Annotated in this window: 17 protein-coding genes; all 17 read left to right on the top strand. The window is 41.2% G+C overall.

All coding sequences use genetic code 11. The annotated features are described in order from the left end of the window. Nucleotide 1 precedes the first annotated feature (1 nt). Complete coding sequence (locus ODU41_RS08325) at nucleotides 2–1,153, top strand: phage minor capsid protein (RefSeq protein WP_398578890.1); 1,152 nt, start codon at nucleotides 2–4, stop codon at nucleotides 1,151–1,153. A 146-nt stretch (nucleotides 1,154–1,299) separates the two neighbouring features. Continuing rightward, nucleotides 1,300–1,857 carry a phage scaffolding protein gene (locus tag ODU41_RS08320; protein ID WP_398578889.1) on the top strand — a complete coding sequence of 186 codons (558 nt, stop codon included), beginning with the start codon at nucleotides 1,300–1,302 and terminating at the stop codon, nucleotides 1,855–1,857. Nucleotides 1,858–1,869: 12 nt separating this feature from the next. Then, nucleotides 1,870–2,742, top strand: coding sequence for a hypothetical protein (locus ODU41_RS08315; protein ID WP_029751992.1), 873 nt, complete (start codon nucleotides 1,870–1,872; stop codon nucleotides 2,740–2,742). 10 nt (nucleotides 2,743–2,752) lie between these two features. After that, nucleotides 2,753–2,995, top strand: coding sequence for a hypothetical protein (locus tag ODU41_RS08310; protein ID WP_172077546.1), 243 nt, complete (start codon nucleotides 2,753–2,755; stop codon nucleotides 2,993–2,995). Then, complete coding sequence (locus ODU41_RS08305; RefSeq protein WP_024410586.1) at nucleotides 2,988–3,215, top strand: hypothetical protein; 228 nt, start codon at nucleotides 2,988–2,990, stop codon at nucleotides 3,213–3,215. Before ODU41_RS08310 ends, ODU41_RS08305 begins: the two co-directional genes overlap by 8 nt. Nucleotides 3,216–3,256: 41 nt before the next feature. After that, nucleotides 3,257–3,652 (top strand): hypothetical protein, encoded by a 396-nt coding sequence (locus ODU41_RS08300; protein WP_029751989.1) that lies wholly within the window; start codon nucleotides 3,257–3,259, stop codon nucleotides 3,650–3,652. Further along, nucleotides 3,642–3,968, top strand: a complete 327-nt coding sequence (locus tag ODU41_RS08295; protein ID WP_014736085.1) for a putative minor capsid protein — start codon at nucleotides 3,642–3,644, stop codon at nucleotides 3,966–3,968. The genes ODU41_RS08300 and ODU41_RS08295 overlap by 11 nt, the downstream gene beginning before the upstream one ends. Further along, a complete protein-coding gene (locus ODU41_RS08290; protein WP_398578888.1) occupies nucleotides 3,968–4,318 on the top strand; it encodes a minor capsid protein in 351 nt (116 codons plus the stop codon). The genes ODU41_RS08295 and ODU41_RS08290 overlap by 1 nt, the downstream gene beginning before the upstream one ends. Then, a complete protein-coding gene (locus ODU41_RS08285) occupies nucleotides 4,318–4,725 on the top strand; it encodes a minor capsid protein (RefSeq protein ID WP_105116264.1) in 408 nt (135 codons plus the stop codon). Before ODU41_RS08290 ends, ODU41_RS08285 begins: the two co-directional genes overlap by 1 nt. A gap of 3 nt (nucleotides 4,726–4,728) precedes the next feature. After that, on the top strand, nucleotides 4,729–5,187 hold the full coding sequence (locus ODU41_RS08280; RefSeq protein WP_016056173.1) for a phage tail tube protein: 459 nt from the start codon (nucleotides 4,729–4,731) through the stop codon (nucleotides 5,185–5,187). A 22-nt stretch (nucleotides 5,188–5,209) separates the two neighbouring features. Further along, nucleotides 5,210–5,578 (top strand): hypothetical protein, encoded by a 369-nt coding sequence (locus tag ODU41_RS08275; RefSeq protein WP_016056172.1) that lies wholly within the window; start codon nucleotides 5,210–5,212, stop codon nucleotides 5,576–5,578. After that, entirely contained in the window at nucleotides 5,578–6,165 is a 588-nt protein-coding gene (locus ODU41_RS08270; RefSeq protein ID WP_105116263.1) for a Gp15 family bacteriophage protein, read from the top strand. Before ODU41_RS08275 ends, ODU41_RS08270 begins: the two co-directional genes overlap by 1 nt. Before the next feature lie 19 nt (nucleotides 6,166–6,184). Next, a complete protein-coding gene (locus ODU41_RS08265; protein WP_105119271.1) occupies nucleotides 6,185–9,547 on the top strand; it encodes a hypothetical protein in 3,363 nt (1,120 codons plus the stop codon). Then, nucleotides 9,544–11,046 (top strand): distal tail protein Dit, encoded by a 1,503-nt coding sequence (locus ODU41_RS08260; RefSeq protein WP_105119272.1) that lies wholly within the window; start codon nucleotides 9,544–9,546, stop codon nucleotides 11,044–11,046. The genes ODU41_RS08265 and ODU41_RS08260 overlap by 4 nt, the downstream gene beginning before the upstream one ends. Further along, nucleotides 11,046–14,315 (top strand): phage tail spike protein, encoded by a 3,270-nt coding sequence (locus tag ODU41_RS08255; protein WP_398578887.1) that lies wholly within the window; start codon nucleotides 11,046–11,048, stop codon nucleotides 14,313–14,315. The genes ODU41_RS08260 and ODU41_RS08255 overlap by 1 nt, the downstream gene beginning before the upstream one ends. 13 nt (nucleotides 14,316–14,328) lie before the next feature. Then, nucleotides 14,329–16,392: a DUF859 family phage minor structural protein gene (locus tag ODU41_RS08250; protein WP_398578886.1), complete on the top strand. Its 2,064-nt coding sequence runs from the start codon at nucleotides 14,329–14,331 to the stop codon at nucleotides 16,390–16,392. 61 nt (nucleotides 16,393–16,453) lie between these two features. Then, on the top strand, nucleotides 16,454–16,717 hold the full coding sequence (locus tag ODU41_RS08245; protein ID WP_105116258.1) for a hypothetical protein: 264 nt from the start codon (nucleotides 16,454–16,456) through the stop codon (nucleotides 16,715–16,717). Nucleotides 16,718–16,740: the final 23 nt, after the last annotated feature.

Below are 16,740 nucleotides of genomic sequence, written 5' to 3'. Positions count from 1 at the left end.
CATGAGCGATACAAAGAAACGCCCAACTATCAATGACCAGCAACTATCATTACAGATGCAAGCTGTGAGTGATATTTATGCCCAGATGCAAACAGAGTTGTTTGATAGTATGATTGAACGACTGATAAGGCGTGGCAGTGCAGACCTAGCAGAAAATCCCTATATTTGGCAACTGGAAAAGCTGAATGATATGTATATGCTAAATGAGGACAATCTAAAAATCATTGTCGAGCGTACAGGTATTGCAGAAGAGCTTTTACGGGAGGTTATAGCTAATGAGGGGCTAAAGGTTTATAAGGACACCAAAGAACAGCTAGAGGAGGATATGGGCAAGTTTCCAGATGGCAAAATCAGAAACGGTGTGACAGATGCCCTGGAGGCTTACACACAGCAAGCCATTAGTGACCTAAACCTTATCAATACCACGTTGCCACAAAGCGTGCAGACTGTCTTTAAGTCAGTAGTAGAGCAGACGGTGGCACAGGTAGTATCAGGAACTAAAACAAGTGAACGGGCATTGCATGATACCATCATGGCTTGGCAGAAAAAGAACTTTACAGGCTTTACTGATGGTGCAGGTAGAGAGTGGCGGGCAGACAGCTATGCTAGGGCAGTCATTAAAACAACCACTTTCAAGGTGTACAATGACATGCGGACAAGACCAGCAGAAGAACTTGGTATAGACACCTATTACTACTCTATCAAGCGGACAGCCAGACCATCTTGTAGCCCGTTGCAGGGCAAGATTGTTACCAAAGAGAGGAGCGAGCGGAAAGAACACGGCATAACCATACACTCTTTGCAAAGTTACGGCTATGGCACTGCTGGTGGTTGCCTTGGTGTCCATTGTGGGCATTACCTTACGCCTTTTATCGTTGGAGTAAACGAGTTGCCAGACCTACCAGACTTTTTGCAAGACCTCACGCCAGAACAAGCAGAAGAAAATGCACGTATCGAGGCTAAACAAAGAGCATTAGAGCGCACCATTAAGAACCATAAAGAAAGGTTACACTACGCCCATACAATGGGAGATGATGAGCTGATACAGGCTGAAAGACTCAAGGTCAGAATGTATCAAGGTAAAATCAAGGCTCTTGTTGATGAGCATGAATTTTTATCACGAGATTATACAAGAGAAAAGATTTACACATAGATTGGGTATTGCCATTGGCAGTGCCCTTTTTAGATAGGCTGAAAACAGTAAAAAATCCCATTCCAAAGAAAGTAAACTGAAAAAGTAAATAATATTTTGCTTTTTGGTGGGAGTTGTCCACCTAAAAAAGAACTAAGGAGGTACAAATGGCATTTACAACAGAGGAACTGCTCAAACTTGGATTGACAGAGGAACAGGCTAAAGATGTATTTGCTTTGCATGGCAAAGACTTAAATGCTAATAAATCAGCCTTGGAAACTATCACACAAGAGCGAGATAGTCTCAAATCACAATTGCAAAACACAGAGGCACAGATTGAAACGTTGAAAGCAGATGCAAATACAAGTGCTGAACAGAAAGAAGCTCTTGATAAATTGCAAGCTGAATATGACAAATACAAAGCGGATGCAGCTGCTGAACTTGCACAAACTCAAAAGGTCAATGCTATCAATCTTGCATTGAAAGATACCACCGCACACAATCCATCAACCTTGATGAAGTTCATTGATGTTGATGCCATCGAGCTTGACAAAAATGGCAACCCAAAACTAGATGACATTCTCAACGGCCTAAAGGAAAGCGACCCTTATCTTTTCAAAGCAGATGATGACAAACCTAACCCAAGCATCGTTGCTACTGGAAATCCAGCGGCAACTGACCCAGCACCAGATGCCTTTGCACAGGCTCTAGGGCTAACAGAATAAAAGGAGGAAGTTATGTCAATTAACTACATTACTAAACATGAGGGAAAATTTGAAAAACGTTTAATGCAAGGCTCTCTAACAGCAATCCTTGAAACACCAAAAGTTAACTGGCTTGGTGCACGTTCTTTTGAACTACCTACTATTTCTGTAACAGGGTATAAAGCCCATACACGTTCAAAAGGATACAATGCTGGAACTGTTTCAAATGATAAGAATGTTTACACTCTTGGTTTTGACCGTGATGTTGAGTTCTTTGTTGATACAGCTGATGTTGATGAAACGAACCAAGAAATTTCAGCGGCTAATATCTCTAACACATTTATTTCAGAACATGCAACACCAGAAGTGGATGCTTACCGTTTTTCTAAAATTGCGACAAATGCAATCACTAATGGTCATTATAAACAAGAGGATGACTATTCGGAAGTCAATGTTTTCTCACGTTTGAAAGCTGCCATCCTACCTATCCGTAAATATGGTGCATCAAATATTGTCGTCTATGTTTCAAGTGAAGTCATGGATTTCTTGGAACGCTCAAAAGACTTTACTCGCTCAATCGCAACCACTTCACCACAGGGAATTGACACCCGTGTGACTTCCATTGATGGAGTACAATTTATCGAGGTTTGGGATGATGCACGTTTCAAAACTCAATTTGATTTCACAACAGGGTTTGTTAAAGCTGATGGTGGTAAAGACATCAATTTCTTGATTGTTGCCAAACCAGCAATCATTGCAAAAGCTAAATTTAACTCTATCTATCTTTTTGCGCCTGGTCAACATACAGAGGGTGATGGATACTTGTACCAAAACCGTTTGTATCATGATTTGTTTGTCCTGAAATCACAAGAAGATGGGGTTTACGTTTCACATAAATCAGCGTAGGAGGTAACGGATGAAAAAGTACATCAAAGAAAACCAAGTCTATACTGTCCAAGAGGGTAGCGAACTTGAGGTACAGCTTATTGCGGATGGTTTTGAGGAACTGGTAAAAGATACAAAATCAGATTTGAGCAAACTGAAAATCAAAGAACTTGTTGAGATTGCGCAGGCGCACGGTCTAGAAGTACCAAACAATGCCAAAAAGCCAGAAGTCCTTGAATTGCTTGAGAGTAACGGAGTAACTATTGATGAATAAATACAAAGCTACTAAAAATCTCACTCTTAAAACACCGGGTATCTATGTCGCAGAGGGAGAAGTTGTTGAACTTGAACCAGCTTATGCTGAACAAGTCAATAATGACCTCAAATCAACATTCCCTAATGTGGATGCCGTTTTAGAGTTGGTTGAGGAGACAAAACCAGTCTCACGCAGTAAAAAAGCTGAAACTAAAGCATCAGAAGATGCTACTGAATAAATAAGGGGTGGCAACACCCTTTGTTTTTAAGGGAGGTTACTATGCCTTATTTAACTAAAGATGAGTTTGTTAAAGATTTAGGCTTTGATGATGTGACTGACTTTGACAAGCTGGCTAAAAGAGCAGAAGTTGCTATCAATCTCTATACTCAAGGAATTTACCAACGGTATATTGATTTTGAGACAGAGGTAGATTATCGCAAATCTGCTGTTAAGTTGGCAATGGCATTTCAGATTGCTTATTTGGATAGCTCTGGCATCATGACAGCCGATGAAAAACAAGCTATGACAAGCGTTTCTATTGGTCGTACTAAAATTGATTATGGCAGTCAACACCGTATTTCAGCAGGTCAACAATTCAACCTTTGCTTGGATGCTGAAAACGCCCTAAAACAAGCGGGATTTAGCTTAATTGTGGGAGTTGATTATGATAGATAAACGCTTACTACAAGATGTTGTTACAGTCCGTAAGGTTGAGGGCAAAGATGATTTTGGAGATGTAACGTATTCTGACCCATTGGATATTAAGCCAGTAAGGTTTGATAGGTCGGTGGCTGTTACAGGTACTAACAACTCTAAAACAAGGCAGAAAGTGGGTACTGTTTATATTTATCCTAAGTTTGCGAGTGTGACAGTTGATGATAGTTGGCTGGGTGCAATTGTAAATGATGGGGCGCGTGATTACCTTGTAACAGGGTATCAACCTAATTACCTTAATGGCAATATTTTCAGTTATGAGGTTGAGGTTACTTAATGGCAGATGTCAGAGTAACAGTTGACCTTGCAGGGGTTGAGAAAAAAGTATCTCCCCAATCTATGCAACGTGGCAAGATTGCTGCTGGTAGCGAGGCTTTGCTTATTATGGATAGTTCAATACCTCTTAGGGCAGGTGGAGGGGCATTAAGAGCCTCTGGGCGTGTAGAGCCTAATGGAGATGCGAGCTATAACACGGTTTATGCCAGAGCTCAATTTCACGGTACTAATGGGATTGTTGTTTTTAAAAAATACACAACATCTGGTACTGGAAAACGGTGGGATAAACCACTAAAAGCAAATATAGACAAGTTAAAAAAAGCCGCTATTAAAGGAATGGGTATTAGATAATGCAAAACAACAAAAACTTTCAACAGGTTTTACTAGACCACATTAACAACATCGAGCAAATACCACTAAAGGCGCGGCTCGATTATTTTGAGGATGATAAAGATGATTTGGTCATCAATGCCTTATCTGGCGGTGTTATTGATAAAGAGTACATGGATGGTACTAGAGAGGTATCACTACCCTTTGAGATTGCGATTAAGTGCAAGGAAAACAAAAAGGCTAGTGACACACTTTGGTTTATCAGTGGTGACCTATCATCACTTGACATTGACCTACCTAGTACAGACAACTCTTATACCTTTTTGTCATTGACAGTGGGCAAACCAGGTATCAATGGCAAAGACGAACAAGGTTACTTTGTTTATTCGATGCAAGTAACCGCAAAACTAGAAGTAGCAGGAGGATAAATAATGGTACGGAATAAAAATGCCAAACGTAAACACGAGATTGCGCCATTTGACCCCAAAAATCCAACAGTTGTACCAGGCGAAGAGGCTTGGAAACGACTAGCCAAATACATTGAAACTATCGATGATGAAACAGATGAAGAAACGGATGATACTGGTTACTATGACGGTGATGGGACTCCAGAAGAAACCGTCATTAGTGTCTCTGGCGCATATTCTGTTTCTGGGTCATACGACCCAGATGATGCCGCTCAAGCTATGATTGCAGCGATGAAGTACGAAACTGGTGATGCGCGCCGTGTATGGCATCGTGTGACAGAGTCAAATGAGAAAAAAACTTATACCCAAGTCGCAAATGTTTCTGAAATCAAAGCTGGTTCTGGAGATGCAACAAGCTACGAAGAGTTTGGTTGCACACTTAAGTGGATTAAGAAACCAATTATTGCAGGTGTAGGTGGATAAGAATTTTTGGAGGAAATAGAACATGGCAAATACTTTTAATCTGTTAGGAAATGATGAAAGTATCATTTTCAACATCGGTGAGCTTTCTTTGAAGTTCGTTCCAACCGACGCAAAATCACAAGAAGTGTCTGAAAAAGCTATCGAGTTGCAGACTAAAGCTGACAACATAAAAGAGGGCGATGAGTGGGAAAATCGTAAGAACATCAAAGAGTTGCTGGATGAATACTTTAGCACAATGTTTGATGCGGATGCCCCAGCCAAAATCTACCAAGAAGCAAGTGAAAACACTTGGGCTTATCTCAAGGTATTCTTGCAGATTTCAGAGGCTATCATGGAAACTAAGAAAAAACAAGAAAACGATGAAACATTTAAGAAGTATCTTGCTGAATAATGTTTGATATTTCCAAAAAAATGGATGACAAGCTGGTACTCAACAACATAGAGTATCAGCTTTTATTATCGTTTGATAGGGTCTTATGGGTCTTTGATATGTGGGGAAATAAAGAAATACCACCACAATTAAAACCTAAGTTAGCGCTGGCAAAACTAACTGATGATGTGACTTTTAAAGATATGGATACAGAAGAGGCTTTAGCAATTTATGCAGAAATATTTGAAAAGCACATACAAGTCACTAGAGCTATTGATGAGGTTGATAGATATGACATTGAGGGAAATGTGATGCCTAAAAAACCAAAAGATGACCTAGAAAGCGATGATAAACCCTTGTTTAGCATCAAATATGATGGCGAGTACATTTTTTCATCGTTTATGCAAGCCTATAACATTGATTTGATTGAGGAACAAGGTAAGCTGCATTGGAAGAAATTCAATGCTTTACTATCTGGATTGCCAGATGGCACAAAGTTTGTTGAAGTGATGAAAATTAGGGCTTGGAAACCCTCAAAAGGGGATAGCACTAAGGAAAAACAAAGGATGCGTGAATTACAAGAAGAATACGCACTACCCGATATTTAACAGGGAAAGGAGGTAACACATGGCAGATGGAAAAGTAACCATTTCGGTTGACCTGGACGGCAAGCAAGCTCAGGGGGGCATTGAAAAGCTAAAAGGTGCATTAGGTGGGCTTGGCTCAACATTCAAATCAATGTTGGGTGCAAATCTAGTTAGCAGTGCTTTAATGGGTGGATTTACCGCCCTTGGCGGAGCTGTCAAGAATGTTTTCTCATCAGCTATTGATGAGGGAGCGAAACTGCAACAGTCTCTTGGAGGTATCGATACTCTTTTCAAGAACTCAGCGGATACCGTAAAGAACTATGCAAGCAATGCCTATAAGACAGCAGGGCTTTCAGCAAATGAGTACATGGAAAATGTAACATCATTCTCTGCCAGTTTGATTTCCTCGCTTGGAGGAGATACCGCAGCCGCTGCTGAATTGGCAAACAGAGCCATGACAGATATGTCCGATAACGCAAACAAGATGGGTACTGATATGCAGGCTATTACTGGCACATATCAATCTTTGGCTCGTGGTAACTACGCTATGCTAGACAACCTAAAGCTTGGGTATGGTGGTACAAAGGCAGAAATGGAAAGGCTTATTAAGGATGCCTCCTCTTATAAAGATATACAAGATGAGCTTGGTATATCGGTTGAAGAAGGCAATATGTCCTTTGCTAACATGGTTAAGGCGATTTCTGTTGTGCAGAAAAAACTTGATATTACAGGGACAACAATGAAAGAAGCCTCTACAACATTTTCTGGCTCTTTGTCAATGATGAAAGGGGCTTTTAACGATTTCCTCGGAAACTTGACAACAGGCGGTGATATTACTAAGCCATTGCAGGCATTGGCAGAAAGTGCCTCAACGTTTTTCTTTGGGAACTTTATCCCAATGATTGCTAATGTTTTTAAAGGTCTCCCAACGGCTCTGTCTACCTTTATAGCCAGCGCTAAGCCTGCTCTTGTTAACGGTTTAAAAGGTCTATTACCAGAAGATGCTTTAAATAGCGTTACAAAGGTCATTGACCTAATCACTTTTTCGATTAGTGACATGGTGATGGCGTTTCAAGACTTTTACCAAGGTTTTGAGAAAACGGGGGCTATCAAGGTATTATCGAGTGCCTTATCAGAGTTGCTGACAGCAGGGCTTGACTTGTCAGAAAAGCTATCTGGCATTATCCCGTGGGAAACCATTGGAGCAGCCGCTGGGCATGTTGTTAAGTTTATCGCTCAAATCATCCAGGCGGTAGCTAAATTTTCCCAATCCATGAGTGGTGACACTTGGCGTGGTGTTGTAACTGGTATTGGTGGTGCATTGGTAGCCTTTAAGGCTTTTAACTTCCTAAAAACTTTCAATCCATTCAGCTTTTTCAAAAAAGGAGCAGAAGAGGCGATAGATGGTGCAACAGGCGGTATCAAGAGAGCCAAAAGTACTATTTCACAGGTTTTTAGCGGCATCTCTAATGTCATTAAGACCGCAGGAAATGCCCTAAAGTCCACTTTCCAAGGTATGGGCAAGATGTTTCAGGGGTTGGGTAAAACCTTTGAAGGAGTCGGGAAAGGGATAGGAGCAGTTCTAAAAGGTTTGATGCAAGGGTTGAGAGGTCTAAACCCAGCAACTCTACTATCATTTGGCGCAGCAGTTGGTATAGCCGCAGTTGGTATCGGTGCAGGTATAGCTATCATTGCAGCAGGTTTTGCCCTACTGGCAAGTCAAGGAGAGGGTATAGCCATCATCATTGAGGCGGTCGGCACAGCCTTTGGTACATTTGCCAGCATGGTCATTGGTGCATTTGCAGAGGCGATTGTTACCGTTGCAGGGGTGCTACCGATTATTGCTCAGTCATTTAACATGATGACCCCAGCAATCATCGCAGTTGGTGTAGCAATCAGTATGATTATCCGAGCATTTAGCTCACTTGCTCCCGTGATTACGGCACTAGGTACAGCGATTAGCGAGATTGTAACAGCCATTACAACAGGGGTGGCAGATATTGTTACGGCAGTTACACCGATGGTTGAAATCCTTTCAAGTGCCTTTGTACAGGTCGTAACAGTTGTATCACAAGCTATTGTGGAGATTATACAGGCTCTTGCTCCATTCATTCCAGCAGTTAGTGAGATGGTGCAGGCGGTAGCGCCAGTGCTACAAGCATTGGTTGAGGCATTCAACAATCTCATTAGTCAGATTAGCCCAATCATTGACAGCATCGCAAACCTATTCAAAACACTTGGCGAACAAATCACATCTATCTTAGATAGTGCCAGTGGGGTTGTGGAGTCATTTGGCTCTGCCATTCGTAATGTCTTGGATGGCATTGCAGGTATCTTTGACAGTATTGGCAATGCAGCTCTAAATGCTGGTAAAGGTTTCGATCAGTTGGCGCAGGGGATAGAACGTATAACCAAACTTAATCTACTTGATATGGGAGCAAGTCTAGCTGCGGTTGCTGCTGGATTAGGGGCTATAGGAGCAACATCTGGTGGACTTATTAGCGCTGGTTCGTCCTTGAGTGTTATTGTTCAAGGTTTGATGACAGTGCAATCAGTAAGTGCTATTGCTTCTGGTTCTTTAGCATCTTTAGGAAATGTTGCGGTTAGCGCAATGTCTATGCTTGTCGCAGGAGTTCAACTGGCAGTATCAGGTACAAAAAGTGGTATGGCACAGATAGTAAATGCAATAAGTTTATCCGCTAATCAGATGATACAAGCTGGTAAACAAGCAGGGGACGGTACAACCAAAGGTGTTGTTACAGGTATTCGGTCTGGAATCGGTCAAGCTGGCGGTGCCATGCATGCTATGATGACCGCAATCCGTGACACAGGTATGCAGGGCGTGAGTTCTATGCGTGTGGTAGGTAGCATGATAAGCCAAGGTTTAGCGCAGGGGATGATGTCATCTATCGGTTCTGTTACCGCTGCTGCAAATGCATTGGTAGCACAAGCAGAGCGAGCAGCAAAAGCCAAGGCGCAAATCCACTCACCATCAAGACTTTTCCGTGATGCAATTGGTCGTTTCTTACCGATGGGTGTTGCTGTTGGTATCGAGAAAAATACTAAGTATGTTGACAAAGCTATGGATGGTATGTATGAGCATATCAACGCTTTTAATTACAAGGCAGAGGATGTGATAGGTGTTGGTAAAACGAAACTATCTAAGGTTGTACAGGTCAAATCAGACCTTGAGAGTGCTATTAAAGCTACCGTTGAAGTTGCCAAAGAAAAGAGTAATGAACTTTTGGCGAAAGCTCTAGATGTTGCAGAAAAAGCTGTAGAACGACCAGCAGAAATGAGACTTGATGACGGCACTCTGGTTGCAAAAACAGGGCATAAGTTTAGTAGTTATCAATCTGAGCAACTACGCAGAGAGAACAGAATGAAAGGAATAATCACATGACAGCAATAATGACATTCAACGGTGTTGATTTGTCGCGCTACTTGCGAATTACAGAGATTATCCGCCCAATTGGAAACAAAAGGAGCGTAACAACTGATGACGCTCCTTCTTTGGGGGTTAATATCCAGCAAGTGAAACGTGGAGCTAAAGAACACACCATCAAATTTGACATGAAAACATCGACACCTATGGAGATGGAACGTTTGAAGCATGAATTAGCTGGTGTACTTGATGTGTCGGAACCTGTGAAAATCACCTATGGCGACGAGCCAGACAAGTATTACATGGGGATGCCGATAGATGAAGTGTCACAAGATAATTTGGCTCGTTGGTTTCAGCGGTCAGAGTTTAAAATTCTCATTCCAGATGGCGTTGCTCATAGTTCAACTTATCGTAAGTTTGATAATGCAACTGTAACAGGCGAAAAGATGGTGCTTAACTTACGAAATGATGGAAATGTGCCAGCAAATCCAATCATTACTGTTAAGCATAATGCAGAAAATGGTTATATCGGCATTGTTAATAGTACTGGTGCAATTGAGCTAGGTAATATCGAGGAGGAGGATAGTCAGACTTACCAACAATCAGAAATCTTGTTTGATTATGTTTCCAATAATGGAATTATCAAGGGTTTTGCTGATGGAAAGAAAAATGTGGCTATTTTAAATGACAACTCACAATCGTTTGATACCCAACTATATATAAAAAATGAATTTGGTCGTCCGCATTTAGCTTTGGGTAATCGTGGAGCTGGTGTCGGACCTAACCATGCTGGTTCGATTAGTTGGGATATACCATTGGATAGCGCGGGTCAAACTGGGGCGCTTAATGAATATATCTGGTGGAGGCAGATATTTTGGGCTGGTGCCGTCAATCAATACGGCTTTATTAAAGTTATGGTATCTGACGAAAAAGGACAGTTTTTATATGGAGTTGAGACATATAAACGCTCTATTGGTGTAGAAAGTGAGTACAACTTTTTGGCATCAGATGGTAAGGGAGGATTTAATGTATTAAAACGTTGGACTTTTAATGCTACTCATCTTGATAGTGATAACCCGTTTAATGCCGAAAGAGGGTGGTCAGATATAAAACGAAATGATGACCAAGTGCAGGTTTTTTGGTGGGGTAGTTATCCAGTATTTACCATACCAGAAATAAAAGGTAAAAAGTCCGCTAAGATACATGTTTCAATAGGTGCAGTAGGAGGAAAACCAGCCATCCATCATGCTTATATTGATAGTATCGTTTATCGTAAAGATTTTGTACAGGGAACAAAGGATATTCCTAATCGCTATATGATAGGGTCTAATGTCGTTGTTAATTGTGAGAACGATAGTGTAACTGTAGATGGTTTGTCTAAATCTTCTGATTTAGTTGATGGGTCTAGTTGGAGACTGTCTATACCAAAAGGAGAGTCACAGTTGGAAATTTATTGCTCGAGCTGGGTAAGAAATAAACCGACTGTAAAAGTAGAATTTGAAGAAAGGTGGTTGTGATGCTATTAACAATTCATGATGCAAATCTAAGAAAAGTAGCATTTATTGATAACGATAAACAAGAAACTTTAAACTACTATGATGACACTTGGACACGCAGCCTAGAAACAGGGTCATCAACTTTTGAATTTACAGTATACAAGAAAGCTATAAAGTCTGATACAGCGATAAATAAAACATATAACTTGTTGAATGAGCGTGCTTTTGTCTCATTTAGACACAACGGTAAAAGCTATGTATTTAATGTGATGACTGTTGAGGAAAATGAGCAAACCATCAAATGCTATTGTGAAAACCTGAACTTAGAGCTTATCAATGAGTACGCCAATCCGTACAAAGCTACTAAAGCTATGTCATTTGTTGAGTATTGTAACTCAATGGATTTGTTGAATTTCACTCATTTATCCGTTGGTATCAATGAGATTTCAGACCAAAAACGGACTCTAGAATGGGATGGGCAGGATACCAAGCTTGCCCGCTTACTAAGTCTTGCCAAAAAGTTTGATGCAGAGATTGATTTTGATACGCAGTTAAACGCTGATAGTTCCATCAAATCCTTTAAGGTAAATGTGTATCATGAAAACGACGATAAACATCAAGGGGTAGGGCGTGTCAGAAACGATATTCAGCTAACATATGGGAAAAATCTTAAATCAATCACACGTAAGATTGATAAAACAGGTGTCTATAATGCTATCCGTCCAACAGGTAAACGGACGGTAAAAAATGGTAAAGGGGAAGAAGTAGAGGAAATTGTAACCATCGGTAGCCTTGGGGAATGGTCTGAAAATAACAAGGATGGGGTGCGTGAGTTTTACCAGCAAGGAGATATGCTCTACGCTCCATTGTCAATGCAGATGTATCCATCAACTTTTACCAGTTCTACCACAAATGACCAATGGATTAGGAAAGATATGGAGGTTGATAGTGATAGTCCATCAGTTATTAGGGCGTCTGCTATTGCAAATCTTAGAAAAAACGCCTATCCTGCATTGACCTATGAAGTGGATGGCTTTATTGATGTTGAAATTGGTGATACTATCAGGATTTATGATGACGGATTTAGTCCTATCCTAATTGTTGAGGCAAGAGTGTCAGACCAAAAAATCAGTTTCACTAACCCCGCGAGCAACAAAACAACTTTTTCTAATTTCAAAGCTCTTGAAAACAAATTGTCTGATGGTATTCAAGCTGCTTTTGAGCGTTTGTTTGAGGCATCCAAACCTTACTTAATTAAGTTATCAACAGACAACGGTATTATTTTCAAAAACCAGATTGGTGAGAGCTTAATTACACCTACTTTGTACCGTGGTGGTAAGCCGGTAGTTTCTGGTGTCACATGGCGTTGGTCGCTAGATGGCACGGTCACAACAGGCATGACTTACCTTGTTAGGGGTTCGAGCATAACAGATACAGTCACTTTAACAGTAGCAGCTTACATTGGCAATGATGAAGTTGCTGTTGACGAGATTTCACTTGTCAATGTTATCGATGGAACAATGGGAACACCCGGTTTACCGGGTAAAGATGGTCGCACTCCCTATGTGCATACAGCATGGGCTAATAATTCAACGGGTACGGATGGATTTTCTTTAGATAGTTCTGTTAATAAACTCTACATTGGTATCTATACTGACTTTGAGCCAATGGATAGCCAAGACCCAAGAAAATATAAATGGACAAAAATAAAAGGCGACAAGGGGGATAAGGGCGATACTGGTGCGCGTGGTATTCAAGGTATACAAGGTGTCAGAGGTGAGCAAGGTATCCCAGGAGAGAAAGGTGCTGATGGTCGTACTCAATACACTCATATAGCCTATGCTGACAATGCCATAGGTGGAGGTTTTAGCCAGACAGACCAAAACAAGGCGTATATCGGCATGTATGTTGATTTCACCGCCACAGATAGCACAAATCCTGCATCATATCGCTGGACCAAATGGAAAGGCTCTGACGGTGCTCAGGGCGTTCCAGGAGCAAAAGGAGCAGATGGTAGGACACCTTATATACATTTTGCTTATGCAGAAAGCGCTGACGGTCGTATAGGTTTTAGCACCACCCAAACAGGCAACAAACGGTATATAGGCACATACACAGACTATGTGCAGACAGATAGTACAGAGCCAACAAAATACAAATGGGTTGATATGGTTGGGACAGTATCATCGGGCAGCAATAACTTATTGCCAAATGCAGATTTTAGCAAGTTACATGATACAACTACAGTTTTCACGGTAGCAGGAGTTACTTACCATAATACTATATTGAAAAATTGGAATAACTTTTACAACAGTGGTATTGCAAATCCCACAACGTCGATGCATAGCTATCTAACTGACAAAATCGTTGCTGGAGAGCAAGTTGTTGTATTCGATGAGTCTGATGGTAGTAGAAACTGGAAATCAATCAATACAAACATTGATAGCAAAAAGCTACGAGCTGGAGAATATTATTTCTCGGCAGATTTGATGACAACATTGATTGGGTCAAAACTATTTTTTGGTTTTTACTATACAAAAAAAGGTGGAGGTCAAAATTTTCACGCAGGACAAGCCACCGTGTATCCAACTGCTGCTAATACATGGCAACGGTTAGGGGCGGTTGTCAAAATAAATGATGATATTGATTTGAGTGTAGCAAGTCATCGTTTCTATATCTACGGATATGGTTTCACAAGTAATGCGATTTTGTACCTCAAAAAACCGAAATTGACAGAGGGGAATGTTATGAGTGACTTTTCGCTGTCGGTTGAGGATGTCAATGAGTATATCAACTCGAAAGCAGACCAAGCGCTGACGCAGGAACAAATTAATGCCCTAAACGAGCGGGCGCAGATACTTGATGCAGAGCTTAAAGCAAAGGCATCTATGGATGCGCTTAGTGACCTCGAGAAAGCTTATCAATCATTTGTAAAATCAAATGCTGATAGCCAAGCAAAAGCAGAAGCGGATTTGGCAGAGGCAGGTCGGCGTATCGAGATGCTTGTTACGCAGTTTGGTGGCTTTAAAGAGCTGAAAACATTTATTGATACTTATATGTCAAGCTCTAACGAGGGTTTGATTATCGGTAAGAATGATGCAAGCTCAACCATTAAGGTATCAAGTGATAGGATTTCCATGTTTTCGGCGGGCAAGGAAGTCATGTACATCAGTCAAGGTGTTATCCATATCGACAATGGTATCTTTACGGCATCTGTACAGATTGGACGATTCCGTACAGAACAATATCATCTCAACGCTGATATGAATGTCATACGGTATGTTGGGTAGAAAGGGATAGATAATGGCAAAATTTAGTAATGCGAGTGGGTCTTTGTACTTGAATGTGTACATCGAGCCAGGCACTCAAAATATAGCTAATAATACAACAGTAGTAAACTGGCGAATAACAGTTAGTCGTACAGGGGCGTATCTCACACGAAATGAGCAGGGGGATAGTACACTTAGCCTTGATTTAAACGGGGGTAGAGTGCACTCCTCCAATCCAAGATGGCGAACATCTGGCGAGGAATTTCTGATGGCTAGTGGTTCGACAACGATTACCCACAATGCAGATGGCACTAAGAGTTTTCCGTTTTCGGCAACATTTAACCCTAACAACGGTCTACATGGGGTTATCACTGTGTCGGGGAATATCGGCTTGGCAACTATCCCACGCTCTAGTTCTGTTTCTGTAGAAGATGGTACGATTGGTAGCCCAATTGTCATCACAATTGAGCGAGCTAGTCCAACATTTACACACGTATTGAGATATGGTTGGGGCGATAAGAAAGAGGTTATTGCATCTAAAGTTGCAACAAGTTATTCTTGGACAATACCGATGGATTTTGCCAACGATATACCAAATAACGTAAGTGGTGAATGTACTATCTACATAGATACCTATAATGGTAACGAGAAGATTGGTACACAGCAAGAGAAGATTAAAGTCACCTTGCCATCTAACGTTAAGCCAACATTTACAAGTTTGACACTAACAGATGCTAATACTGCTGCTAGAGCGCTGTTGTCTGGAAACAATTTCTTGCAAATTATTTCTAATATCCAAGTAACATTTAATGGACATGCAGGTACGTATGGTTCAACCATCACAGGTTTTAGGGCTGAATTGGTCAATAAAAACCAGGTCACGAACTCAAACGGCGGCTCTCTTGGTATCATGAATTTTAACGGCTCCGCAACAATCCGCGCCAGCGTCGTTGATAGCCGTGGCAGATGGTCTGATACCAAAGATGTTACCATCAATGTCATAGAGTATTTTGCCCCTATTTTGAGCTTTACAGCACTGAGGACTAGAGAAACACCTAATATCGTCCAGATTGTCAGAAACGCTAAGATAGCACCAATTACGCTATCTGGTAGCCAAAAGAACATTATGACCTTGACTTTTAAGGTTGCGCCTCTAGGTAGTACCAGTTATACGGCTGACAATGGTAGTGCGTCTGGCAGTTGGACAACTCAAAATACGTTGACCAATTCGGCAGCAAACATGGCTGGAAACTACCCAGCCAACAAGTCATTTACCATCATTGGCACGCTGTCGGACAAGTTCACAAGTGTTGAATTTTCGGCGACAGTAGCGACCGAAAGTGTTGTGATGAGTTATGACAAAGATGGCAGGGTTGGTATAGGTAAAATTGCAGAGAATGGTTCTGCGGGGTCATTGGATGTGGCAGGTAATATCTATGCAGGTGGTAAGCAGATACAACAGTATCAATTGACAAATGTCGAAGGAAATACTATCTACGCATACAATACAGATGTAAATACTCATGTTAACAATGGAACGCGCTGGATAAATCCAGGCTGTGCAAACAGTCCTTTTCCTTCGCAATATGGCTGGATCGAAACGTGTAGAGCTACAACCGATATATTTCAGATTGCTAAGTCTTGGTACGGCGAGTGGAAAATGTATAGAAGGCATGCGATAGGCTATAGAGCGTCAGACGGTTCCGCTACCTGGTATCCTTGGGTTGAAATAACTCCACAAACCAATCATCCAATGCTACAAGAGAAACCACTAAAGACATTGACGATGGGATTTCCGTATGGGCTCAATGCGACATTGACTCGTAAGGACAACTTAGTCACTATCACACTTAATCGTCGCATTACCAACATTGACGTCTTTGAGTATAGTCAAATGGTTGAGACTATACCGTCAGGGTATCGCCCAACCGTTGAGACGCACATGCTTATGGCACCGAATGTAGGTGGCTTTACAAAATCGCCCTCAGTATTACATTTTGCATCAGATGGAAAAATTAGGTTAACAAATGGGACTGGGGGTGCTCATGTATATACTGGCACGATTACATACATCACTAATGACCCATATCCAAACTAAGAATACGTAAAAAATCCCTAGAAATCTATCAGATAATGAAATCATGAAGGAGGTAAAGACTATGTTAAAAGTTACCAAAACACGCCAAACAACGGCAGAATTTATTGTAATTGAGGATAAGCAAGAGAAACTTGTCAAAACCACAGTAATCAATACAGGTGCTGATGCAGTTTCAACTGTTTATGAAACCTTACATGAACCAGAACTCTATGCCAAAAATCGTCGAGATATGCGCAAGCATGAGCAAGAGTTGCGAGAGTTACGCTATAAAATTGAGGATGAGATTTTAGCTGAACTTGAAGCAGAGAATGTTGAAACAGACTGAGGGGGTGAATGAGTGCCACCTTG

Source organism: Streptococcus sp. 2022WUSS083 (assembly GCF_044427155.1).
GTDB lineage: Bacteria > Bacillota > Bacilli > Lactobacillales > Streptococcaceae > Streptococcus > Streptococcus hashimotonensis.
This window is presented reverse-complemented; position numbering and strand designations above follow the sequence as displayed.